Genomic DNA, 23,436 nt, shown 5'->3' on the forward strand with positions numbered 1-23,436 from the left:
TCTGCAGGTCAGCGAAGCGCCGCCGCTATGGCGTGCACGGCCTTCAGCGTCGCGACCGAATAGGTGGCGTTGATGAAATCCGGATAGGTCGACAGCTTCACCACGACCATCCTGTGCTCCCAGCTGACATGGATCATCTGGCCGAACACGCCCTTGCACATCAGCGCGCGCGAGCGCGGATCCTCGATCCAGAACTGGTTGCGATAGCTGCCTTCCGGCAGGCTGGGGCTGAAATCCGGTCCGTGCCTGCCGGTGCGCGTTGCCTCGATCCAATCGGCCGGGATCACGCCGCCGCCATTGTCGAGGATCAGCTGGCCGAAACGGCCATAGTCGCGCAGCGTCGCGTTGAAGCCGCCCTCGGCCAGCGCATAGCCGGCGCTGTCGACGGTGAAGCAGGCGCTCTCGTCGGCGCCGAGCTTCTGCCACAGCTCTTCCGAGACCAGCTGCGCCAGCCGCTTGCCGGTCACCCGCTCCATGATGAAGGCAAGCACGTCGGTTTCGATCGAGCGGTATTCGAAGGCCTCGCCATGCTCACGCACCTTATCCTTCAGCCGCAGGATCAATTCGAACATATGCGTTGGCCACTGGAAGTCGGGATCCGTGCCCGGCGGCACCGGTTTCCAGCCGCTGGCGACATCGACCTGGCCGATTTCGGAATAGCGATCGGTGTATTCTTCCGAGAAGCGAACGCCCGCCGTCATGTCGAGCACTTGCTGCACAGTGGCGCCGGCCCAGGCAGTCGCGCCGAGCTCCGGAAGATAGTCCGTCACCAATTTGGCCGGGTCGATCACCCCGCGCCCGACCAGTATGCCGAACACCGATCCGGTGACCGATTTCGCCATCGACTGCGACAGATGCAGCGTGCGCTCGTCCATGCCGTTGAAGTAGCGCTCGTACGCGATCCTGCCGTCCTTGAGCACGAGGAAGCCATCCGTGTAGGTCTCGTCGAGCAGGCCGGCGAGCGTCGTGGGCCGGCCCTCGCTATCCGCCACCGCCAGGCCATCGAGGTCCACGTCGGCGCGCTCGAGGCGGCGGCGATGGCCATGGCCGCGCCAGACTTCGACGGTCGGCAGGACCTCGCGGATGTTCTGGAATGCCCAGCGGTTCCAAGGGCCCCTGTCCCAATCGAGTTTGGGCGGCACCATGATGGGCGGCGAGCCTTGCATGATCGGCGGCCGCGGATCGGAATTGCGATAAGAGGTCATCAAATCCTCCCTGGACACAAGAAAGGGAGGCCGGAGCCTCCCCTCCTTTCACGCGTTCCCGCAGAACTACTTGCGCAGGTTGGTCCAGATCTTGTTGTAGATCTCCACCACGTCCGGCGGGCACGGCGGCACGAATTCCGGCGTCGGCGAGCCGGCCGGCGGGCTGATCTCCGGCGAGTTGGCGAACTCTGCCGGGAGGAATTTGTGGCTGCCGGCAATGCCGTTGTCATAGCCGGCGAACTCGGAGATCAGCGCCGCGTTCTCGGGCGCCATGACAAAGTCCTGGAACAGCTTTGCATTCTCGAGATTCTTGGCGCCCTTCAGCACCGCGACATTATCCATCCAGCCTTCGATGCCTTCCTTCGGATAGGCATATTTGATCGCCGGGATCTTCTGGCGCGAACGGTAGCTGGCACCGTTCCACTGCTCCGAGACGATGACGTCGCCCGAGGTGATCTTGGTGATGGTGTCGTAGCTGAAAGTCTTCCATGACGGCTTGGCTGCCATCAGCAGGTCGTTGATCTTCTTCAGATTGGCCTTGTCGGCGCCGCAGCGCGGCACGCCGGCATAGCGCTCGGCCGCATGCATGACGGAGTTGACGTCGTCGAGCACGTTGATCTGGCCCTTGAGCTCGTCCGGCGGGTTGAACAGGATGGCCAGCGTGTTGATGTCGCCCTTGAACTTGTCCGTATTGACGGAGAACGCCGTCGTTCCGAATTGCCACGGCGCGGTGTAATGGCGGCCAGAATCCCAATAGATATCGACGAAGCGCGGATCGATGTTCTTGCCGTTGGGCATCGCGTTGGGCTCGGTCTTTTCGAGCAGGCCCTCTTCGATCATGATCTTCACGGTGTAGTCCGAGGGCACCACGATGTCGTAGCCGGAATTGCCGGCGCGCACCTTGGAGAGCATGGTTTCGTTGGAATCGTAGTCGTCCAGCGTCACCTTGACGTTGTACTGCTTCTCGAACTTCTCGATCAGCTTCGGGTTGGTGTAGTCGCCCCAGTTGTAGATATGCAGTTCGCCGTCGGCGAGCGCCGGCACGGCCGACAAAAGCACGGCCGCGGAAACGGCCGCCATCAGTTTTCCAGACATTCTATGTTCTCCTTGCCTTCCCATTGTTTTTGCGTTGGAGCTCTTGGTCATTTCGCGCGCCGGCGCGCGATCAGGAACGAGACCGAGACGAACAGGATCGACACCAATAGAAGGATGGTGGAGATGGCGTTGATCTCCGGCGTCATCGGCCGCCGGATCTGGTTCCAGATATAGAGGGGCAGCGTCGTCTGGCCGGGGCCGGCGACGAGCTGCGTGATGGTGAAATCGTCGAAGGAGACGATGAAGGCGAGCGCCGCGCCCGACATGATGCCGGGAACCAGGAGCGGCAGCGTGATGCGCTTGAAGGCGTTCCACGGCGTCGCGTAGAGGTCGGCGGCGGCATATTCCAGCGTCAGGTCCATGTCCTCCAGCCGCGCCCGGATCGGCATATAGGCGAAGGGGATGCAGAACACGGTGTGGGCGAGGACCAGGTTGCCGATGCCGAAATTCAGCCCGAACGTGCCGGCGATCAGCGCGAAGAAGGAGAGCGTCGCCACCGCGGTAATGATCTCCGGCACCATCAGCGGCAGGTTGATGACCATGAAGGCAGCCGCCAGCCCGCGCCACGGCTTCACCCTTGTCATGCCGATCGCCGCCAACGTCGCGCAGACGGTAGAGACGATCGTGGCGCTCACCGAGATGATCAGCGTGTTGCGGGCAGCGCTGTGGAACTCCGCATTGAGCAGCGCGCTGCCGTACCAGCCGAGCGTGACGCCTTCCCAGTGCGTGACCAGCGAGCCGCTGTTCAGCGAGAAAACCATCAGGATCAGCACCGGCACGTAGAGCACCAGAAGGCAGATGATGGCGATGGAGCGGAAGCCCGGCTGGTCCTTGATATCGATGGTGCGGGGCTCAGCCATGCTGCACCTTGCCGGACGTGTTGCGGACGTAGAAGAAGAGCGCCACCAGCACCGCGGCCATCAGGATCAGCGCCTGAGCGCAGCCGAGCGGCCAGTTGCGCCCCGATCCGAATTGCTGGGCAATGAGGTCGCCGATCATCAAATGCACGCCGCCACCCAGGATCAGCGGTGTGACATAGGCGCCGAGCGCGGGGATGAAGACCAGCAGGCAGCCGGCGATGATGCCGGGCTTGGACAGCGGAATGATCACCCGCCACAGCACCTGCCGGCGCGTCGCGTAGAGGTCGTAAGCCGCCTCGATCAGCCGGAAGTCGAGCTTTTCCAGGCTGGAATAGAGCGGCAGCACCATGAACGGCAGGAAGGCGTAGAGCAGACCGAGCTGGATGGCGAAATTGGTGTAGAGCATCGTGATCGGCTTATCGATCACGCCGAGCGCCAAGAGCGCGTTGTTGATCAGGCCCTCGTCACGGATGATGAACATGATCGCCAGCGTGCGGACGAGCAGGTTCGACCAGAACGGAATGGTGATCAGGAGCACCCACCAGTTGCGCTGCGCCGGCGGCCGTGTGGCCATGAAATAGGCGGTCGGGAAGCCGAGCAGCAGGCAGATGACCGTCGTCACCACCGCGAACAGGAACGAGCGCAGATAGATGATCAGGAAGTCGGGCGTGAATTGCAGCGTGTCGTCGAAAATGTCGCGCTGAAACAGGAAGTTCAGATAGGCGTCGGTCGAGAACTGCCACTGCACGCCGCCATAGGGCGCCGCGACGAGAAACGAATAGACGCAGATGATGAGGAGCGGCAGCACGCCGAAAATGCCGATGATGATCAGCGCCGGCAGGGACAGCAGGCGGTTGCGCCGTGCGCCGGCCTTCACCGCCTGGGCTTCAAACGACGCGGCCTTGGAAAGCGTGGGTGGGGAGAGCGTGGCTGTCGTCATCAGTCTTTCAGAACGCGCGCGGCGTCCTCCTCGAACTGGATGCCGACCTTGGCGCCTGTCTCGTAGGTGGCCGGATTCGAACGGCTGTTCTGGTGGCGCACGATGAAGTTTTCGCCACCGCCGTCGAGCTTCACGTGATAATGCGTGTCGGTGCCGAAATAGACGATGTTGGCGAGCGTGCCGGTGATGGTGCCCTTGGCCGGATCCGGCACCAGATCGGCATGCTCGGGGCGCACGACAAGCGTGACTTCTCCCGACGGATCGAAGCCTTCCGGATAGCCTGCGGCGATCGTCGCGTTGCTCGCGAATTTGACCGTCGCCACGCCGGGCTTCTTCGACACCACCGTGCCGCCCAGGAAATTCGTCTCGCCGATGAAGTCGGCGACGAAGCGCTCGGCCGGGCGGTCGTAGATATCGCGCGGCGAGCCGACCTGCAGGATCTTGCCGGCCGACATCACCGCGATGCGGTCGGACATGGTCAGCGCTTCTTCCTGGTCGTGGGTGACGAAGATGAAGGTGATGCCGGTCTCGTGCTGCAGCCGCTTCAGCTCGATCTGCATTTCCTTGCGCAGCTTGTAGTCGAGCGCCGAGAGCGGCTCGTCGAGCAAAAGCACCTTCGGCTGCGGCGCAAGCGCCCGGGCGAGCGCCACGCGCTGCTGCTGGCCGCCGGAAATCTGGCTGGTGCGGCGCGCCTTGAGCGCCTCCATCTTGACCAGCTTCAGCATCTGGGCGACACGTGCCTCGATCTCCGCTTTCGGCCTGCCGAGCATCTCCAGCCCGAAGCCGATATTCTGTGCCACCGTCATGTGCGGGAACAGCGCGTAGCTCTGGAAGACGGTGTTGACCGGGCGCTTGAAAGGCGGCAGCGGCGCGATGTCCTGGCCGTGCAGGAGGATTTCGCCGGCGCTTGGGAAATCGAAGCCGGCAATCAATCTCAGCAGCGTCGTCTTTCCGCATCCGGACGGGCCGAGCAGGGTGAAAAACTCATTCTCGCGGATCGACACCGACACCGTGTCGAGAGCGGCGACCTGATTTTCACCGGTTCCAAATACTTTGCGTACGCCGCGAACTTCGATCGCGTTCTTACCCGGCTGTTCCGGCACGATTACCCCATTGAGAGAGCCTGCTCTTGTCGGCAGGTGTGTTCCTGTTTGATTGTCACCATAAGCCGGTCGGCTTGGCAACTGCGGAGCAGTGACTCGATCTGAGCCTCTATTCAATTAAGCAATTCCTATGCCATCGTTAGGCTTGGTAGGTGATCTTCCCCCCGCAGATGGTGGTCACCGGACGCACGGTGTGCAACGCTTCCGGCGCGGTCGCCTCGATATCAGCCGACAAAACGACGATGTCGGCGAGGTATCCGGTCTTCAGGCGACCCTTGCGATGTTCCATGAACTCGGCATAGGCGCCCTCGACCGTATAGCCGGCTATCGATTCATGCAGCGAGAAGCTCTGGTCCGGCAGGCCTTCCGCCCAAGGTTTGCGCATCACCGCCGCCTGGATGCTCAGGATCGGATCAACCGGCGAGACCGGCCAGTCGGACGCGAAGACGACGCGGGCGCCGGCATTTTTGAGCGTGCGCCAGGCATAGCTCAGCGGCCATTTATCGCGGCCGATACGCGAAATCGTCGGCTCCAGCGGGAAATTCAAGGCGCCCGGCGGATGCGCCGGCTGCATCGACGCCAGCACGCCAAGCTCGGCAAAACGCGGCACGTCGGACGGCGTGGTCACCTCGATATGCTCGATGCGGTGGCGGCTGTCGCGCCTGCCGTTCTTCTTCTGCGCCGCCTGGTAGCCGTCGAGCACCGCCCGCACCGCGCCGTCGCCGATCGAATGCACGGCGATCTGCAGGCCGCGCCTGTCGGCCTCGACCGCCACTTCGGCGAAATGCTCGGGCGAAAAAAGCGGCTCGCCGCGCCAGCCCGGACGGTCGGCATAGTCGTCGACCATCACCGCCGTCCAGGAATCCAGCACGCCGTCATAGAAGACCTTGACCATGCCGGACGACAGCCACTCGGAATTGTAGGTCGCGGCCATGCGCGAGGCTTTTTCCAGCATGTCCAGCTTCATGAAATTCTTGAAATGGAACGGGATCTTGGTGCGGCAAAGGAGTCGTCCCTCTTTCTCCAGCCCGGCAAGCAGCTCGAGCTGGTAGAGGTTGCCGTCCATGTTCTGGATCGAGGTTATGCCGTGCCTGGCGCACCACTCGAGCCCCCGATGCATGAGGTCACGGTCGGCGGCAAGCTCCGTTGCGGACGGATAGGGGTCCGGCTCCGCGCCTTCGAGACCAAGCCGCGTCCGGTTTGCCCCGAAATGATCGAGAACGGGGCCGAACGCCTCGCCCTCACGCAACTCGCCGGCGGCAAGTCCATACGCGCCCATGACGATCTCGTTACCCTGGCCCACCTGCTTTCCATGCAGCAGGCCGGCCTCCTCCAGCGCCTTGGTGTTCGCCCACATCGTATGGTGGTCGGACGCCGACATCGCGAACGGCCGGTCGGGGATGATGCGGTCGAGGTCATGCCGCGTCACCGGCTCGGGCAGGATCGCATAGTCGACGCCGGCGCCAATCAGTAGCCGGGCATCGGGACGCTTGGCGGCAAAATCCTGGATCGCATCGCGCAGCGCGTCGAAACCGTGCACGCCCGCCAGATGCAGATTGTCGAGCTCGGCCGCGCCGCCGAAGAGATGCATATGCGCCTCGATGAAGCCCGGCAGCACCGAGCCGCCCTGGGCATCGACAACCTTTGTCGCCGGTCCCTTGAGTTCTTGGATGGAAGCGTGGTTGCCAATGGCAATGATCACGCCGTCCTTGACGGCAACAGCCTCAGCGGCGGGATTGTCATCGTCCATGGTCAGAACACGGCCGTTGACGACCATCAGATCCGCACCACCATCCGCAACCGACATCGCGACTCCACATTTTGCTGAGGGACCGACAACGCCCAAGTCCAACGAGCAGCCGCTCCACCGGGGCGACGCCATGGGACAAAAGTCGATGCCGATGCGCCGTCTTCGAAATTCCCCTTGTTATCGTTGAAGACAGCGTGGATAAAGAATGCGACTGTTTATTCGCGTTTGTCAACAGCCGGAATTTGGAATGTATAGTGGACTGCACCGCGCGCCGATGGTGAGGCCGGGCGGGGAACGGAGGCAACGAGCAGTGAAGCGCAGTCTCGACCGCAAGACCAAAATAGCGCTCGAACCGCGCAAGCAGCCGCGGCAGCAACGGTCAAGCAAGGTGGTCGACAGGATTCTCGACGCGGCGCTGATCCTGACGCGGGAGCAAGGAACCAGAACGCCGACGACGCTCGCCATCGCACAACGCGCGGGCTTGTCGGTCGGTTCGGTTTATCAGTACTTTCCCAACAAGGAAGCCATCCTTCTGGATCTAGCCCGACGCTGGCTGTCGTCTTTTCCTGAGGTCATCCAGAAGCGCATCAACGTCCCCCGGCCAGTCAATCGTGACGAGTTTCGGCGCGAAGTGCGCAAGCTCTTCATCGACACGTCGAGGCTCTATCTGGACAACGTCACGCTGATGCCGGTGATCGAGGCCATTTCCGGCAACGCCGACCTCAGGCCGATCCAGGACGAATACGACAAAGAGATCATCGCCCTCTACGCAGCCTGGTTGCAGCATGTGAACCCAGCCCTTGAGGAAAAGACCGCCAAGCGGCTGGGCCTGGTGATGATGGAGGTCGGGCACGCCTGCAGGCTTGTCGGACTGAAGAGAGATCGCAAGACGTTCGACCTCATCGAGGACGATGTGGAAGCCATGTGGCTGGCTCTCGTTACCCCCTATCTCAACCTCGACTGATTTCGCACCTCCAACCGATTTCGCACTTCCAGGGGAATTTCTATGAAGACTGTCTATTCGCCGCTCCATGCCGGCCATTCAGGCCAGATGGAACTGGTCACCTCGGCGATCGTGCCCGGTTTCGAGAAGCCGTCGCGGGCCGAATTCATCAAAGCAAGGGTGGAGAGCGAGAAACTTGGGCCGATCATCGGGCCGGTCGAGCACGACCTCGCCGCCGCCAAGCGCGTGCACGAAGCGCATTACATCGATTTCCTGCCCGCCGTGTGGCCGGAATGGGTCGCCGCCGGCTTCAAGGGCACAGCCATGGGCTTCACCTGGCCGACGCGCGGCTTGCGCGGCGACGTGCCGCCGAAGCGCATCGACGCCTTGCTCGGCTATTATTCCTTCGATGCCGGCGCCACCTTCGTCGAAGGCACATGGAAAGCGATCAAGTCCTCCTATGACGTCGCGCTGACGGCGGCGGCCCTCGTTAAGGGCGGCGAGCGGACCGCCTTCGCGCTCTGCCGGCCGCCCGGCCATCACGCAGGCGCCGCCTTCATGGGCGGCTACTGCTTCATCAACAACGCCGCCGTCGTCGCGCAATGGTTCCGCGACCAGGGCGCCAAACGCGTCTCGATCCTCGATGTGGATTACCACCACGGCAACGGCACGCAGGAGATCTTCTATCGCCGCGGCGACATCCAGGTGCTCAACCTGCACGGCGACCCGATGGTCGAGTATCCCTTCTTCCTCGGCCATGCCGACGAGCGTGGCGAGGGTGAGGGCGAAGGCTTCAACGTCAACTATCCGATGCCCTTCGGCACCAACTGGGACGGCTGGAACGCCTCGCTGGAGGACGCCTGCGCCAGGCTTGCCGCCTACGCGCCCGACGTCGTCGTGGTCTCGCTCGGCGTCGACACCTTCGAGAAGGACCCGATCAGCCAGTTCAAGCTGAAGAGCGAGGACTATCCCAAGATCGGCCGCCGCATCGCCAGGCTCGGCCTGCCGACATTGTTCGTCATGGAAGGCGGCTACGCGGTGGAGGAGATCGGCATCAACGCCGTCGGCGTACTGACAGGATTCGAGGATCGCTAATGCGTGTCGCCCAAAAGTGCTCAGCGGTTTTGGGAGAACGACATGCATCAAAACAAAGACTTAAAGCGCGTCGCCTGACCGTTTCTGCGCGCCGCGCTTTAAGTCGCATTCCCTCGAGAGGAGACGCGCCCCGGTTGCAACCGGGGGCGTATTTTTTTTCGACCTCACCGGGAAATCATCGGCTCAATTCAACTCTGAAATCACCGCCAAGTAACGCGAAGACCGGCCGCTGAGTCGCAACGCGAGTCCATCAGATTCGAATTTGTCAAATCGCGTTTGATGTCGGATTCATCTGCGAGTAGATTAGACCCGAATCAGCCGGTCCACGGGGGGCGCGGCGACCACCCAAAGTCTCAAGTTCCGGCATCCGGCCGGCACCAGACGCGGACGGCTTCGCGTTCCCTGAAAGGATTCGGCTCGGTTGGGCGCTGTGTGCGCCCTCGAGTGTGTCTTCGTGAACGTGACGCGTTTCGGGTCCGGGCGCTGGCTTTTGCCAGCACCGGGCACAGGGATCGATTCCGGCCAGAATATCAGATGAGCAGTCCCGCCGCGCTTCTCCAATCCGACGCTTCAGGCTCGCGCCTGGCGTCCCGCGGCGATCTCACCAGCTTCTTCATGCAGCTTGCCGCCGATATCGGCGCCGACAGCTACATGCTGGTCGCCATCGTGCACGACCAGGACCGCAACGACGCCCGCATCGTGTCGTCGAACTGGATTTTCGACGCCATCGAGCTGATCGGCAAAAGGCTGATCGCCAATCTTGCGCTGGGACCGCTGACGACGGCACCCGGCGTGCGCCCCAAGCCATTGGTCGCCGCGCACGCGCCCGATGCCGGCGCGCTGTTGACCGGCGAAGAAGCCAAGCTGCTCGATGTGCTCGGCCATGCCGAAATCTATTCGCTCAGGCTCAATGTCGGCCGGCAGCGCCTTTTCGTGCTGTTTTCCGCCGCCGAGCCCGGCAGGATCGACCTTACGGCCCTGATGAAGGCGCAGCTCAAATGCTGCTACGCGCTGTCCGGCATCCCTCAACTGATCGCGGCTGCCTCCATGCAGGACCCGCTGTCGGACCGCGAGCGCGAATGCCTGTTCTGGGTATCGGAAGGCAAGACCACGGACGAGGTGGCGCTCATCCTTGGCGTCTCGTCGAACACCGTCAACAGCTACATCACGCACGCCATACAGAAATTCGCGGCCAGCAACCGCGCGATGGCGATCGCGACCGCGATCAGGAGCGGCATCATTTGAAGCACGTACAAGTCAAAGAGGCTGCGGCCGCCCTTTTCAACGACCAGTGCAATCCCTTCGGCGCCTTCTCGCTCGGATCGGAGACACATCAAGCGGTGACCATCCCGGACGCCGTGCGCCGATGCCGCTGGATCGCCGTCGACATCAATGCTTCCGGCTTCGGTCTGTTCTTCGTCAGCCCTTCGCTGGAGCGCGCGCGCCTGGTCGCCTGCTTCGATTCCGACTATCCGTCGACCGCCGTCACGACCAAATTCACCTCGGGCGCCAGCGGCGAGGAGATGGTGCGCCACAGCCGCATCTCGACGACGCCGCGCTGGTGGGCCGATGATGGCATGGCCGGCTCGCGGCAGACGCTGGAGAGCCTGGCATGGTCCGAGCCGACTGCGCCGCTCGCGCCCGGCACCAATGGCATCGCCTTTCCGGTGCATGCCGATCGCGGTCAGTGCGGGCTGGTGGTCTTCCTGGGACCGGATATCGCGCTGACGGACGACACGCTCTGTGAAATCCACGCGCGCTGCTTTGCGCTGTTCGCGGCGGTCGCCCGCATCCGTCCGGGCGAAACCGGCAGGACGCGCGCCATCTCCAAGCGCGAGCTCGAATGCCTGAAGCTGACAGCCAACGGCAACACCAGCGAAGAGATCGCGAAACTCCTGAAACTGTCGGTGCACACCGCCAACCAGTATCTCACCCAGTCAACGCAGAAGCTCAACGCGGTCAACCGCAACCAGGCGGTCGCCAAGGCGCTGCGTCTCGGCCTGATCGAGTGATCGACCAAGCCGAGACGTTGACGGGTCTCAAAAATCGTCAAGGATAGGCGAGCGGCTCGGTTCTACGGATGCGCGCCCGATCGATCGCGTCCTCGAGCAAGGCGGTGTTGTGCTCCGGCGTCTCGCCGGGCTTCTCGAAAGACACGTAGTTGACGACCACGGAAGTCCCCTGCCCCGTCAGCGTCAGCTGGAAATAAATGGTGACGCCGCGCGGTCTGAGCTCGAGATCGAGCACGATGCGCGGGTGGCCCGTCCAATCGACATGCGCTTCGCCGCCGTGGCCGAGCCTGAGCGTGCCCGGCTGGAAGTAGAGTTCGGCGGCCGAGTCGACCAGGTCCGACAGGCAGGCGAAATGCTCCAGCCGGATGAAGGCGATGTAGTCGGCGACCTCGATGAGCCGCAGCTCGCCCACCACGTCCTGGATGGCGCTGGCGACGATCTGCTCGCGTGAATTGGCGTGTGGTTGCCGGTTCATGGATTACAAGCAGCGTCCGTTCATTGGGTTACTTTTCGCTCGCCCTTCTTCGAGTAGACGATCCGCACCAGCTCGGCGACGGCCTGATAGAATTGCGACGGGATCACGCTATCAACCGAAACTTGCTTGTACATGGAGCGGGCGAGCGCCACGTCCTCGAAGATCGGGATGTTGTGCTCCCTGGCGATCTCGCGGATCTTCAGCGCCACCAGATCCTGGCCCTTGGCGAGCACCAGCGGAGCGGAGTCCTCCTCGCGGACATATTTCAGCGCGATGGAATAGTGCGTCGGATTGGCGATGATGAGCGTCGCGCGCGGCACCGCCGTCATCATGCGCTGCCGCGCCCGGTCGCGCGCCAGCGAGCGCAGGCGCGACTTCACGATCGGATCGCCTTCCGACTGCTTCATCTCGTCCTTCACTTCCTGCTTGGTCATGCGCAGGTCGCGCCGCCAGTGGAAGCGCGACCAGACGATGTCGGCGACCGCGATCAGCCCCATGACGAAGACGATCGCCACCAGTATGTCGACGAAGATGCTGCGGATGACCATGCCGAACGACACCGGATTGGTGATCATGCCGGCGAGCAGCCTGCGGTGGTCTTCCGAAAGCGTGAAGGTGAGCACGGCGATGGCGAAGGCAAGCTTGGCCAGCGACTTGGCGAATTCGACGAAGCCTTGCACGCCGAACAGGCGGCTCCAGCCCTTGGCGATCGAAATGCGCGACAGTTGCGGCCTGATCCGCTCGCCGACGAATTGCGGTATGTTCTGGAACACCGAAGCGCCGACGCCAGCGACCACCAGCAGCACCAGCAGGCTGACGACGGCGCGGCCGATTTCGAACAGGACGGTCTTGTAGAGCTCGATGACGTCGGTCTCGGTGTCCATCGGCCAGGCTTCCGGCTTTTCCAGGAACATGGCGAGGAACATGCCGAGATTGACGATGGCGTCCTTGGCGTAGAAGACGGTGAACACCAGTATGGCAAGGAAGGAAGCAAAGATCGCCGTCTCGCGCGAGTGGGGCAGCTTGCCCTGCTCGATCGTGTCGCGGATCTTCTTCTCTGTGGCTTCCTCGGTTTTGGAATCCTTGTCGACCGCCTCAGCCATGGTGCCCTGACCGGATCGCTATCGTCAGGCAGCTTCGGCGGCGGTCTGGGTCGAGGGAAGCTCGAACGCTCCCTGCCGCGAAAGACGAATGGTCGCCACCGCGATCGTCTTGCGCGCCGCCATGATGTCGGTGAGCGCGATGCCTTCCGATCCCTGTCCGAGCTCGGATTCGATCATGCGGCGCGAACGTGCGCCGATCGCCGACAGCACAGATTCGGTAAGCTCCGGCGGCGCGCCGCGCAGCGCCAGCGTGACGAGCTCGGTCGACAGCCCGTCGAACAGAAGCACGCGCGCCTTCTGGGTGAGCAGCGGCAGGTCATCGAAGGCAAACAGCCGCGACCTGACGCCGGCGAGGTCGGGCGTGCCGGCTTCCTCCAGATCCTGCATGAGCTCGTCGAGCTCGGGTTTGGCCATTTCGTTAAGCACGCTGGCGACGCGCTCCTGGCCAACCGACGTGTCTCTGGTCGCCTTTTGCGAGAGCACGCTGGCGCGCAACTGGTTCTCGACGATCCTGGCTGCCACATCCGGAATGTTGGCCATCGTCACCATGCGCTTGATGATCTGGCTGCGTATCGGCTTTTCCATTGTCAGCAGCACGTTGGCCGCGCTCTGCGGCGCAAGCTTCGACAGCACCATGGCGGACGTCTGCGGATGCTCGCCGGCGAGGAAAGTGCCGAGACGCGTCGGCTCGAGCTTTTCCAGATCCGGCCAGATCGGCGGCGGTCCCTCAGGGGCGGGCTCGAATTTCTTCTCGCCCATGATGGCGCTCATTTCCTCGGGCGAGAGGGATTCGTTGAGGATCGTGTCCATCCGGTCGGCCGAATCGAGCAGGCCCGCGCCCTCGGTGAACTCGGCCTCGAATTCCGCGACGATGCGCTCCAGGTCGGATTGCGGGATGGTGCGCAGCAGCCGCGCGCCCTCGATCAGCGCCTTCAGCTCTTCCTGCTTGAAGAATTTGAGCAGCCGGCTGGCCGAAGGCTTGCCCATCGCCACCAGTATGGCTGCCGCCTTTTGCGGGCGCGTCAGCGTCAACGACGTCATTGGGCCTGGCTCCGCTTCAGGTGAATGCTCTCGCTGCCCATCCTCAGGCGCTCTTCGTCGCGGCTATGATCTCGGTAAGCCTGATGCCGAAGCGCGACGGATCGTGTTCCAGCACGGTGATCTCGCCGCGCGCGATCCTACGGCCGTTGACCACCACGTCGACCGGCTCGCCGATGCGGCGGTTGAGCGCCACCGTCGAGCCTTTCTGCAACGCCATCAGCTCCGACACCGGCATTTCGGTGCTGCCGAGAATGATCTGCACGTCGACCGGGATCGTCATGATGATCGAGGAATTGGCGCCGGCCTGGAGCGCGGCGTCGGGGCGATTTTCCTCTTCCCGGAGCACGCCGCGCAATTCCTCGATGGCGCGGTCGAGCTGCTCGTCCGGCTGGTCGGCTTCGGGTTCGGCTTCCACCTTGGTCTTTGCCATGCCTCGTCTCCAATAATCCCAAGCCCGGCCTCAGCCCGGCATGAGTCCGTCAATGAAATCCTGTCCGCCATCGTGGGGATGCCGGATGCGGACCGTGTAATTCTGTCCGAGCTTGCCGAACTCGCAGACGAACAGCGTCTTGTCGCGCGCGCTGAGCCTGGCCTGCAGCTGCGCGTCCTCCTCGAATTCGATCACCTGGCCGGGCTGGAAGGCGGCGAGATCGCCGAGCGTCAGGCGGGCGAGCGGCATGGTGGCCTCGAGCCGCACGGCCGAGCGCATCACTTCCTCCGAGAACCGGGCTCGCCAGTCGAATTCCGTCGTCTGGCCGTCGCCATGACCGGCGGTGGCGCCGCGCGTCGCCAAAAGGATGCGCTGCGGGATCATCACCGTCACCGTGCCGGTGTCGGTCGGCGTCGAGATGCCATAGACGATGCGAACCGCCGCGCCGTCGCGCAGCACGCGCCGTTTTGCCTCGTTGCCGGACATCGCCCGGGGGATCGGCAGGCGCAGCTCGAGCGAACGCCGGCCCGATCCGTTCAGCGCCACCGCCACCTCCTGGAAAACCGTGGTCGCGACGTCGGTCTCGATCTGCGACAGCTCGCGCTCGATCGGCGCCACCGGCTGGTCCGGATCGCCGCCGAAGAGCGCCGAGACCATGACGGCGATCGCCGGAGCGTCCATGACCAGCGTCATGGCGTCGGCCGAGGTCGGCGAGGAAACGATGGTCATGGCGAAGGTTTCGCCGGCGCGCAGGCGCGCATCGGGGACACGCGCCACTTCCACGGCTTGCAGGTCGACGGTGACCGGCGCGCCGAGCTCGCCGGCAAGGGCTTTCTGCAGCAGCGGCAGCGAGCGTTCGGCCATGCCGCGGCCGACGCCGATCACCTGCGCTGCCTCGCCGCTGTCGCCGACGAGACGCTCGATGATCAAAGCCCGGGTTTGCGAGGGACTGCCCGGACTGGTCATGACAGCAAGCGGTCCCGGCTGAAGTTCTGCATGCTCAGGCCGCCTTCTTCTCGGCGGCGCCTGTGTTCATCGTGCTCTGCTCGACGGCATCGATCGTCGGACGCTCGTAAGACGAGATGGTCTTGCGGCCGAACTCGATCGCGACCTGCGGCAAGGCGCCGTTCATATAGGCGAGCAGCGTCTGCTTGACGATGATGTAGAGGCGGTTCTTCTTCTCGCGCACCGTCTTGATCTTGGTGGCGACCGGACCGACCACGGCATAGGACAGGAAGATGCCGAGGAAGGTTCCGACGAGTGCGGCGCCGATAAGCCCGCCGAGGATCTCCGGCGACTGGTCGAGCGCGCCCATCGCCTTCACGACGCCGAGCACTGCGGCGACGATGCCGAGCGCCGGCAGGCCGTCGCCGACGGCGACCATCGCGTGATAGGCCTTCAGCTTGTCGGTGCGGATCGTCTGGATCTCTTCGTCCATCAACGCCTCGATCTCGTGCGAGCGCGCATTGCCGATGATGATGATGCGGCAATAGTCGCAGATGAAATGCGTCAGGTCGTGGTTCTTCAGCACCGTCGGGAACGCCTGGAAGATCGCCGACTCCTCCGGATTGTCGATATGCGCCTCGACCTCGCTGCGCGACTTCGAGCGCAATTCGCGCATCAGGCTGTGCAGGACGCCCAGCGTCTCGAGATAGTCGCGCTCCTTCGGCACGGCCTGCTTGAAGGCTTCGAGAATGCCCTTGCCGGTGTCCTTGACCGTCTTCATCGGATTGGCGACGAGGAAGGTACCGAGCGCCGCGCCACAGATGACCACCGCTTCCCAAGGCTGCATCAGCACATGCAGATGGCCGCCCATGGCCATGAAGCCACCGAGCACGCAGCCAAGCGTCACCACAAGTCCGATCAGAATACCCACGACAGGTCCTTCCGCATGTCACGTCGTGGATCAGGGATAGTCCCCGTGCCTTGTGTGAGGCTTGAATCGCGATGCGGGAAAACCGATTCAGCTTCGCACAAGGAAGCTTCGCTATCGTCCTCGGACAGCTTCGGCCGGAGGCGCAAATGTTGAACACCTATACGAGCTATCAGCTCATCGCCAGGGACATCCCAAAGGCAATCGACCAGGTCGAGTCGCAGCCCGTCGTGAAGCGTGAGACCGACTACTACCTGGCCAATATCGGCAACGTCAAAACCATCGACGATTTCGTCAACAACACGCGGCTCTTCAACTACGCCATGAAAGCGTACGGGCTGGAGGACATGGCCTATGCCAAGGCCTTCATGGTCAAGGCGCTCAAGGAAGGCGTGTCCGACTCCGACAGCTTCGCCAACAAGCTCAGCGACAAGCGCTACGCCGACTTCGTCAAGGCGTTCAATTTCGCTGCCCATGGCTCGACAGCCACGCTCTATTCCTCCGCGCAGCAAGGCGCGGTCGACAAATACATGCGCCAGACGCTGGAGGAGAATGCCGGCGAGACCAATCAGGGCGTGCGGCTGGCGCTCTACTTCCAGCGCAAGGCGCCCAACATCACCAACTGGTATGACGTGCTTGCCGACACGGCGCTTTCGAGTGTGGTCCGCACCGCGCTCGGCCTGCCCGATTCCATCGCTTCCGCCGACATCGACAAGCAGGCGCAGATGTTCGAGCAGAAGCTCGATATCGCCGACTTCAAGGACCCCGACAAGCTGAACAAGTTCCTGACCCGCTTCACCAGCCTGTGGGAGATCAACAACCCGACCTCCAGTGCCGTGACCTCGGTCAGCGTGCTGTTCGCGCAGCCGACTACGGTCGGCATCTCGACCGATCTGATGATGGCCATGCAGAAGCTGAAGTTCTGAGAACACCATGCAGGACAGTCTCTACGTCGCCCTCTCCTCGCAGATTGCGCTCGAGCGCCGTCTCGACACCATTGCTGACAATGTCGCCAACGCCTCGACCATCGGCTTCCGCGCCACCGGCGTGAAATTCGAGGACGTGGTGTCCGGCACCGGGCCGAAGTCGGTGTCCTTCGCATCCTCCGGCAAGACCTATCTTTCCACCGCGCATGGCTCACTGACCGAAACCGGCAATCCTTTCGACTTCGCCATCCAGGGCGACGCCTGGTTCGCCATCGAGACGCCGGCCGGCACGGTGATGACCCGCGACGGTCGTTTCTCCATGAACGAGAACGGCGAGCTGATGTCGATCGAGGGCTACCCGGTGCTGGACGGCGGCGGCGCGCCGATCCAGCTCGACCCTCGCAACGGTCCGCCCAAGGCCGGCGCCGACGGCTCGCTCCGCCAGAACGACCAGCTGGTCGGCGCCATCGGCCTTTACGATTTCGACCCGGGCGACAATTTCGTCCGCTACGGCAATTCGGGCATCGTTCCCGCGCGCACGCCGGAACCGGTCACCGACCGCTCCGACGTCGGTGTCGCCCAAGGGTTTCTGGAAGAGTCCAACGTCAATCCGGTGCTGGAGATGACCCGGCTGATCCAGGTGCAGCGCGCATTCGAGAATACGGCGGCGCTGATCCGGCAGAGCGCTTCGTCCACCGACGACGCGATCAAGACGCTCGGCTCGAAGTAGCGGCATGGCGACCGGCTCGTCCCTGCTCCGCGCGCCCGAGAGGCTGGCCGATTCTCCAATGGATCGACTCGCCGCGCTCGAACGCGTCTGGCGGCGGTTCGACAATCCGGAAACATTGCTGAGCCACGGCGGCCGCGTCGCCGAGATCTCGCCCACCCACTACAAGGTGCATGGCCTCTCCGGTATCGCAAGGCTCGGCGACATCGTCGAGCAGCGCGGCAAGGCAGGCACGCGCCGTGGCGAGATCGTCAGGATAGGCCGCGACGAGGTCGTGGTCGCGCCGTTCGAGCGCAGCGCCGATGCCGGCATCGGTGACGCCGTGTTCCGGCGCGGGCCGCTTGCCGTCACGCCGCATGTTTCCTGGCGTGGGCGTGCCATCGATGCGCTGACGCGCGTCATCGACGGCGGCCCGCCGCTGATCAGGCCGAATGCCTCCGATAGCGCCGACACACTGACGCCCGGCGCCATGTCCCGCCAGCGGGTCGGCACAGGCTTCCTGACCGGGGTGCGGGTGATCGACATCTTCACCCCGCTCTGCTTCGGCCAGCGGCTCGGCATTTTCGCCGGTTCCGGCGTCGGCAAGTCGACGCTGCTTGCCATGCTCGCCGGCGCCGAGGCCTTCGACACGGTGGTCGTGGCGCTGATCGGCGAGCGCGGCCGCGAGGTGCGCGAATTCCTCGAGGACACGATCGGCGCCGACAGCATGGCCAAGACCGTCGCCGTCGTCGCCACCAGCGACGAAAGCGCCATGATGCGCCGCCGCGCGCCCGACACCGCCATGTGCGTGGCCGAGCATTTCCGCGACCAGGGCCATCGCGTTCTGCTGGTGCTGGATTCGATCACCCGCTTTGCCCACGCGCTGCGCGAGGTGGCGACAGGAACCGGCGAGCCGCCGGTCGCGCGCGGTTATCCGGCGTCGGTTTTCACCGACCTGCCCAAGCTGCTCGAAAGAGCGGGGCCGGGCGCCGAGAGCAAGGGCTCGATCACCGCCATCATCTCGGTTCTCGTTGACGGCGACGACCATAACGACCCGGTGGCCGATTCGGTGCGCGGCATCCTCGACGGTCACGTCGTTCTCGACCGCGCGATTGCCGAGCAGGGCCGCTACCCGCCGGTCAACCCGCTGTCGTCGATCTCGCGTCTCGCCGACAAGGCCTGGAGCGCGGAGCAGCGCATGCTGGTGACCAGGCTGAAGTCGATGATCGCGCGCTTCGAGGACACGCGCGATATCCGTCTCCTGGGCGCCTATCAGGGCGGCGCCGACGCCGAGCTCGACATCGCCGTGCGTCAGGTGCCGCTGATCTACGAGGCGCTCGCGCAATCGCCGAAGGACCGCGCATCGGCCGATCCGTTCGCCGATCTCGCCCGCCATCTCAAGGGGAAGCAGAATGGCGATCAAGGAGACTGATCTGCAGCAGACCGAGCGCATGCTGCGCGAGATGATTGCCGAGGCCAAGGCCGCCGAGGAGGCCGACGCCAGCCGCGATTCGCTGATCAACGGCCTGTTCCCGAAGAAGGTGGAGTGGCCGCAGCCGCCGCCGGCTCAGTTCCCGCGCCTGGCCAACAGGAAAGCGGACCGGCGCAGCGATTTCGTCGTCGCCGCGCTCGGCATCGCTCTCGGCCTGATCTGCGCGCTGTTTCCCTGGTACATCTTCTTCAACCAGGAGCAGTTCGGCGTGCAGGCCATCAAATTCGGCGGTAGCGGCAGCAATTCCGGACGCGAGGGCGGCGGCGTCACGGCCGAACGCAGCGGACCGCTGACGGCCAAGGACGTTCCCAACGCCGACATCGATCTGCTTGCCACCGGGACGGTGCAGGACGAACCCGCCGCGGCGCCCGGCGACCAGCCTTTCCCGGCCGCCGCGTCCGAATTCAAGATGGTGCATGTCGCCAACGGCCGCGCCATGATCGAGGACGATACCGGTTTGTGGATCGTCCAGCGCGGCTCGGTCCTGCCCGATTCCAGCCGCGTCGCCTCAATCGAGCAGCGCGGCGGCAAATGGGTGATCGTCACCGACGCCAACAAGGTGATCGCGCTTTCCAGGTGACAGGCCGCGGGCTCGTCCCGCGCAAGGTCCGCGCAAGACTGGCGGCCTAGTCTTGTGCGTACTCGCCCGGAGAGTCCCATGGAACCCGTCAACCTCTTTGACCTCGCCACAAGGCAGTCGCAATGGCTGGCCGTGCGCCAATCGGCGATCGCCTCCAACATCGCCAACGCCAACACGCCGGGCTACACGGCAAACGACGTCGAGCCGTTCGAAAAGATTCTCGACCGCACCGCGGTGACGTTGAAGGCCACCGAGGCCGGCCATCTCGGCGCGGAGGCGACCAATGCCGGCTTCAACGTCAAGCCGGAGGAGGCCACCGGCTCGATCATGCCGTCGAAGAACACGGTCGTTCTTGAAGACGAGTTGATGAAGGCCGGTGAAGTGCGCCGCTCCTTCGAGCTCAACACGGCGATCGTCAAAGCCTTCCATTCGATGATGACGATGGTGGTGAAGAGCTGACCATGGACGCGCTGACCGCAGCCCTCAAAGTCGCGTCGTCCGGCCTTGGCGCCCAGTCGGAGCGCCTGCGCGTGGTGTCGGAGAACCTCGCCAACGCGCAGTCGACCGGCAACACGCCGGGCGCCGATCCCTATCGCCGCAAGACGATCACCTTCCAGTCCGAGCTCGACCGCGCAAGCGGCGGCTCGCTGGTCGAGGTGAGCTCGATCGCGCGCGACCCGTCGGACTTCCCGATCGAGTTCCAGCCCGGCAACGAAGCCGCCGACGAAAAAGGCTACGTGAAGATGCCCAACGTCAACGTGCTGGTCGAAATGGCGGACATGAGCGAGGCGAACCGCTCTTATGAGGCCAACCTGCAGGTCATCAAGCAAGCTCGCGATCTGATTTCCATGACCATCGACCTGATGAGGAACCAGTAATGATCGGCGGTATCGGGGCACTACAGTTCAAACCGGCAATCGACGGCGCGGAGGCAGCCTCGCCGGGGCTGCTTCAGAGCGGCGTCGGGACACAGGCAAGCGAAAGCATCAGCGGCAGCTTCGCGGAGGCCCTCAGCCATGCCGCGACGAAGACCGTCAACACGCTGCAGAACGCCGAGCAGATGTCGATCCAGGCGCTCAAGGGCGATGCCGACACCCGCCAGGTGGTCGATGCAGTACTGAGCGCCCAGCAGGCTCTGCAGACGACCATCGCCATCCGCGACAAGGTCGTCTCGGCCTACCTCGAAATCAGTCGCATGAGTATCTAGGACCGCGTCATGAAAGCCCTTGCGATCGCCGCCACCGGCATGAACGCCCAGCAGACCAATCTGGAAGTCATCGCCAACAACATCGCCAACATCAACACCACCGGTTACAAGCGGGCGCGAGCCGAATTCTCCGACCTGCTCTACCAGGTCGACCGCACTCAAGGTGTGCCCAACCGCTCCAACACCTCGCTGGTGCCCGAGGGTGTCTCGATCGGCCTCGGCGTCAAGACGACGGCCGTGCGCAACGTCCACACGCAGGGCGAACTGACCAGCACCGGCAACAGCTTCGACCTGGCGCTGACCGGCCGCGGCTGGTTCCAGATCGAGGGCGCGGACGGCGGTACGCTCTACTCCCGCGCCGGCGCCTTCAACACCAATGCCACCGGCCAGCTGGTCACCGTCGACGGCGCCAACGTCGTTCCGGCGATCACCGTGCCGACCAATGCAGTCGAGGTCATCGTCAACAAAACCGGCCAGGTCTTTGCCCGCATCGACGGCCAGACCGACCTCCAGCTTCTCGGCCAGCTCCAGATCGCCAACTTCGCCAACGAGGCGGGCCTGGCGCCGCTCGGCGACAATCTGTTCCAGGAAACGGCCGCTTCCGGTCCGGCCAATGTCGGCGTTCCGGGCGACCCGGGCTTCGCCACGATCCAGCAGGGCTATCTGGAGTCCTCCAACGTCGATCCGGTCAAGGAAATCACCGAGCTGATCTCGGCGCAGCGCGCTTATGAAATGAACTCCAAGGTCATCCAGGCCGCCGACGACATGGCCTCGGTAGTCTCCAAGAACATCAGGTAACGGATGATGGCGACGCCGATCTCCTGCCCCGCATTCCGCCGCGCCGCGCTGGTCCTTGCGCTGGTCACGGGCGGCATGCCGGCGCTTGCGCAAGAGACGGCCAACCCGATGCAGGGAGAGTCGGCCAACCAGATCGCCGCCAGTCAGGCGGTCGGCGAGGCCGTGCTGATCCCCAACCGGGTCATCTATCCCGGCGAGACCATCGAGCTCGCCGCGCTGAAGCAGGTGACGCTCGTCCCCGGCAAGCACCAGCCGGACGGCATGGCGACGCGTTCCGAAGAACTCCAGGGCAAGGTCGCCAAGCGCACGCTTCTGCCCGGCCGCTACATTCCGGTGGCCGCCATCCGCGACGCATGGCTGGTCGAACAGGGCGCTTCCGTGCAGGTCTATTTCACCGCCGGCGCGCTGACCATCTCGGCAGCCGGCGTCACGCTGCAGCCGGGCGCCGCCGGCGACCTCATCAAGGTCCGCAACATCGACAGCGGCAAGATCATTTCCGGCATCGTCATGGCCGACGGCACCATCAAGGTCGGCGCATCGTGATGCGCGCTTTCGCATTTTTGCTGAGCGCCGCGATCGGCCTTCAGCCCGCGCTGGCCGACGGGCTCACGCCCAAGGCCAAGCGCGACCTTGCGCAGAAAAATGGCGGCGTCTACGACGATCCTGAATACGATCCGGCCACCACCACGCGCATGTTCCGCGTTTCGACGGGGCCGAGCACGCTGCCGCCCGGCCAGGTCGCCGCACGCATCAAGGACATTGCCCAGCTGCAGAGCGCGCGCGACAACCAGCTCGTCGGCTACGGCCTGGTCATCGGCCTGGCGGGAACGGGCGACAGCCTGCGCAACTCGCCCTTCACCGAACAGTCGATCCGCGCGATGCTGGAAAATCTCGGCATCGCCACCGAAGGCGGCAGCGCGCGTGCCAAGAACGTCGCCGCGGTCATCGTCACCGCCAACATGCCGCCCTTCGTCCAGTCGGGCGCACGCATCGACACCGACGTCTCCTCGATGGGCGATGCCACCTCGCTTGCCGGCGGCACGCTGATCATGACGCCGCTCAAGGCGGCGGACGGCGAGATCTACGCCGTCGGGCAAGGCTCGGTGATCGTGGGCGGTTTCACCGCCAAGGGCCAGGCCGAGGAGCTGACGCAAGGCGTGCCCACCGCCGGCCGCGTGCCGAACGGCGCTATCGTCGAGCGCCCGGTGCCCGCCGAGTTCGACGACCAAGGCGTGCTGACGCTGCAATTGCGCAATCCCGATTTCTCGACCGCCATCCGCATCGCCGACGCCATCAACGATTACACCTCGCAGCGCTTCGGCGTGCGCGTCGCGGCCGAGCGCGATGCGCGCACCGTGCAGATCAGGCGGCCGAAGAACGTGTCGGCCGCGCGCTTCTATGCGGAGATCGAAAACCTGGTCGTCGAGTCGGATGCGCCTGCCCGCGTCGTCATCGACGAGCGCACCGGCACCATCGTCATCGGCAACAACGTCAAGATCTCGCGCGTCGCGATCAGCCACGGCACGCTCACCGTGCGCATCACCGAAGCGCCGAAAGTGGTCCAGCCGGAGCCCTTCTCCAGGGGCCAGACCGCGGTCGAACCCTTCACCGCCATCGAGGCCTCGCGACCCGACGCCCGCGTCGCCGTGCTCGACGGCCCCGATCTCGAAACGCTTGTCTCCGGCCTCAACCGCCTCGGCGTGAAGCCCGACGGCATCATCGCCATCCTGCAAGGCATCAAGTCGGCCGGCGCCCTGCAGGCCGACCTGGTTCTTCAATAGGCACGCCGATGATCGAGCTTT

26 protein-coding genes are annotated in these 23,436 nt (G+C 64.1%); 14 read left to right on the forward strand and 12 right to left on the reverse strand.

Annotated features, from left to right (window positions below; translation table 11 throughout):
- Positions 1–8 precede the first annotated feature (8 nt).
- The 6 genes from RFN30_RS17320 to RFN30_RS17345 form a co-directional block, all read right to left on the reverse strand.
- Complete coding sequence (locus tag RFN30_RS17320; RefSeq protein WP_320263295.1) at positions 9–1,205, reverse strand: serine hydrolase domain-containing protein; 1,197 nt, start codon at positions 1,203–1,205, stop codon at positions 9–11.
- Positions 1,206–1,271: 66 nt separating this feature from the next.
- Positions 1,272–2,300 carry an extracellular solute-binding protein gene (locus tag RFN30_RS17325; RefSeq protein ID WP_320263296.1) on the reverse strand — a complete coding sequence of 343 codons (1,029 nt, stop codon included), beginning with the start codon at positions 2,298–2,300 and terminating at the stop codon, positions 1,272–1,274.
- A 47-nt stretch (positions 2,301–2,347) separates the two neighbouring features.
- Entirely contained in the window at positions 2,348–3,160 is an 813-nt protein-coding gene (locus tag RFN30_RS17330) for an ABC transporter permease (RefSeq protein ID WP_320263297.1), read from the reverse strand.
- Positions 3,153–4,100 carry an ABC transporter permease gene (locus RFN30_RS17335; RefSeq protein ID WP_320263298.1) on the reverse strand — a complete coding sequence of 316 codons (948 nt, stop codon included), beginning with the start codon at positions 4,098–4,100 and terminating at the stop codon, positions 3,153–3,155. Before RFN30_RS17335 ends, RFN30_RS17330 begins: the two co-directional genes overlap by 8 nt.
- On the reverse strand, positions 4,100–5,203 hold the full coding sequence (locus tag RFN30_RS17340; protein ID WP_320263299.1) for an ABC transporter ATP-binding protein: 1,104 nt from the start codon (positions 5,201–5,203) through the stop codon (positions 4,100–4,102). Before RFN30_RS17340 ends, RFN30_RS17335 begins: the two co-directional genes overlap by 1 nt.
- A gap of 139 nt (positions 5,204–5,342) precedes the next feature.
- On the reverse strand, positions 5,343–7,010 hold the full coding sequence (locus tag RFN30_RS17345; protein ID WP_320263300.1) for an amidohydrolase: 1,668 nt from the start codon (positions 7,008–7,010) through the stop codon (positions 5,343–5,345).
- A 253-nt stretch (positions 7,011–7,263) separates the two neighbouring features.
- Here RFN30_RS17345 and RFN30_RS17350 point away from each other — a divergent pair, with 253 nt between their 5' ends.
- From RFN30_RS17350 to RFN30_RS17365, 4 genes are all read left to right on the forward strand, one after another.
- Positions 7,264–7,917: a TetR/AcrR family transcriptional regulator gene (locus RFN30_RS17350; protein ID WP_320263301.1), complete on the forward strand. Its 654-nt coding sequence runs from the start codon at positions 7,264–7,266 to the stop codon at positions 7,915–7,917.
- Between the two features lie 42 nt (positions 7,918–7,959).
- Positions 7,960–8,991, forward strand: coding sequence for a histone deacetylase family protein (locus RFN30_RS17355; protein ID WP_320263302.1), 1,032 nt, complete (start codon positions 7,960–7,962; stop codon positions 8,989–8,991).
- Between the two features lie 534 nt (positions 8,992–9,525).
- Positions 9,526–10,236 carry a helix-turn-helix transcriptional regulator gene (locus tag RFN30_RS17360; RefSeq protein WP_320263303.1) on the forward strand — a complete coding sequence of 237 codons (711 nt, stop codon included), beginning with the start codon at positions 9,526–9,528 and terminating at the stop codon, positions 10,234–10,236.
- Positions 10,233–11,003 carry a helix-turn-helix transcriptional regulator gene (locus RFN30_RS17365; RefSeq protein ID WP_320263304.1) on the forward strand — a complete coding sequence of 257 codons (771 nt, stop codon included), beginning with the start codon at positions 10,233–10,235 and terminating at the stop codon, positions 11,001–11,003. The genes RFN30_RS17360 and RFN30_RS17365 overlap by 4 nt, the downstream gene beginning before the upstream one ends.
- A gap of 37 nt (positions 11,004–11,040) precedes the next feature.
- On the opposite strand, the gene RFN30_RS17370 is transcribed toward RFN30_RS17365, so the two are convergent.
- Genes RFN30_RS17370 through motA form a run of 6 tightly spaced genes read right to left on the reverse strand, consistent with a single transcriptional unit; the run spans position 11,041 to position 15,928 of the window.
- A complete protein-coding gene (locus RFN30_RS17370) occupies positions 11,041–11,478 on the reverse strand; it encodes a BspJ family T4SS effector nucleomodulin (protein ID WP_320263305.1) in 438 nt (145 codons plus the stop codon).
- A gap of 20 nt (positions 11,479–11,498) precedes the next feature.
- Positions 11,499–12,581 (reverse strand): flagellar biosynthesis protein FlhB, encoded by a 1,083-nt coding sequence (gene flhB / locus RFN30_RS17375; RefSeq protein ID WP_320263306.1) that lies wholly within the window; start codon positions 12,579–12,581, stop codon positions 11,499–11,501.
- Positions 12,582–12,605: 24 nt separating this feature from the next.
- Positions 12,606–13,622: a flagellar motor switch protein FliG gene (locus RFN30_RS17380; RefSeq protein WP_320263307.1), complete on the reverse strand. Its 1,017-nt coding sequence runs from the start codon at positions 13,620–13,622 to the stop codon at positions 12,606–12,608.
- Between the two features lie 43 nt (positions 13,623–13,665).
- Complete coding sequence (fliN, locus tag RFN30_RS17385) at positions 13,666–14,052, reverse strand: flagellar motor switch protein FliN (protein ID WP_320263308.1); 387 nt, start codon at positions 14,050–14,052, stop codon at positions 13,666–13,668.
- 30 nt (positions 14,053–14,082) lie between these two features.
- A complete protein-coding gene (locus RFN30_RS17390) occupies positions 14,083–15,018 on the reverse strand; it encodes a FliM/FliN family flagellar motor switch protein (RefSeq protein WP_320263309.1) in 936 nt (311 codons plus the stop codon).
- Between the two features lie 34 nt (positions 15,019–15,052).
- Positions 15,053–15,928 carry a flagellar motor stator protein MotA gene (motA, locus tag RFN30_RS17395; RefSeq protein WP_124995616.1) on the reverse strand — a complete coding sequence of 292 codons (876 nt, stop codon included), beginning with the start codon at positions 15,926–15,928 and terminating at the stop codon, positions 15,053–15,055.
- Between the two features lie 146 nt (positions 15,929–16,074).
- Here motA and RFN30_RS17400 point away from each other — a divergent pair, with 146 nt between their 5' ends.
- From RFN30_RS17400 to RFN30_RS17445, 10 genes are all read left to right on the forward strand, one after another.
- The gene (locus RFN30_RS17400; RefSeq protein WP_320263310.1) at positions 16,075–16,851 is read left to right on the forward strand and encodes a DUF1217 domain-containing protein; all 777 of its coding nucleotides are present in this window, start codon (positions 16,075–16,077) and stop codon (positions 16,849–16,851) included.
- Between the two features lie 7 nt (positions 16,852–16,858).
- Positions 16,859–17,581, forward strand: coding sequence for a flagellar basal-body rod protein FlgF (gene flgF / locus RFN30_RS17405; RefSeq protein WP_192254959.1), 723 nt, complete (start codon positions 16,859–16,861; stop codon positions 17,579–17,581).
- A 58-nt stretch (positions 17,582–17,639) separates the two neighbouring features.
- Positions 17,640–18,989 carry a flagellar protein export ATPase FliI gene (gene fliI / locus RFN30_RS17410; protein WP_430699057.1) on the forward strand — a complete coding sequence of 450 codons (1,350 nt, stop codon included), beginning with the start codon at positions 17,640–17,642 and terminating at the stop codon, positions 18,987–18,989.
- On the forward strand, positions 18,970–19,629 hold the full coding sequence (locus RFN30_RS17415) for a hypothetical protein (RefSeq protein ID WP_320263312.1): 660 nt from the start codon (positions 18,970–18,972) through the stop codon (positions 19,627–19,629). The genes fliI and RFN30_RS17415 overlap by 20 nt, the downstream gene beginning before the upstream one ends.
- Positions 19,630–19,707: 78 nt before the next feature.
- Positions 19,708–20,088 (forward strand): flagellar basal body rod protein FlgB, encoded by a 381-nt coding sequence (flgB, locus tag RFN30_RS17420; RefSeq protein ID WP_320263313.1) that lies wholly within the window; start codon positions 19,708–19,710, stop codon positions 20,086–20,088.
- A gap of 2 nt (positions 20,089–20,090) precedes the next feature.
- Positions 20,091–20,507 (forward strand): flagellar basal body rod protein FlgC, encoded by a 417-nt coding sequence (flgC, locus tag RFN30_RS17425; protein WP_126092197.1) that lies wholly within the window; start codon positions 20,091–20,093, stop codon positions 20,505–20,507.
- Positions 20,507–20,836, forward strand: coding sequence for a flagellar hook-basal body complex protein FliE (gene fliE / locus RFN30_RS17430; RefSeq protein WP_320263314.1), 330 nt, complete (start codon positions 20,507–20,509; stop codon positions 20,834–20,836). Before flgC ends, fliE begins: the two co-directional genes overlap by 1 nt.
- A 9-nt stretch (positions 20,837–20,845) precedes the next feature.
- The gene (gene flgG, locus RFN30_RS17435; RefSeq protein ID WP_320263315.1) at positions 20,846–21,634 is read left to right on the forward strand and encodes a flagellar basal-body rod protein FlgG; all 789 of its coding nucleotides are present in this window, start codon (positions 20,846–20,848) and stop codon (positions 21,632–21,634) included.
- A 3-nt stretch (positions 21,635–21,637) separates the two neighbouring features.
- Positions 21,638–22,177: a flagellar basal body P-ring formation chaperone FlgA gene (gene flgA, locus RFN30_RS17440; protein WP_320263316.1), complete on the forward strand. Its 540-nt coding sequence runs from the start codon at positions 21,638–21,640 to the stop codon at positions 22,175–22,177.
- Positions 22,174–23,415: a flagellar basal body P-ring protein FlgI gene (locus RFN30_RS17445; protein ID WP_320263317.1), complete on the forward strand. Its 1,242-nt coding sequence runs from the start codon at positions 22,174–22,176 to the stop codon at positions 23,413–23,415. Before flgA ends, RFN30_RS17445 begins: the two co-directional genes overlap by 4 nt.
- Positions 23,416–23,436 lie beyond the last annotated feature (21 nt).

Origin of the sequence: Mesorhizobium dulcispinae, from assembly GCF_033977345.1 — a bacterium.
GTDB lineage: Bacteria > Pseudomonadota > Alphaproteobacteria > Rhizobiales > Rhizobiaceae > Mesorhizobium > Mesorhizobium dulcispinae.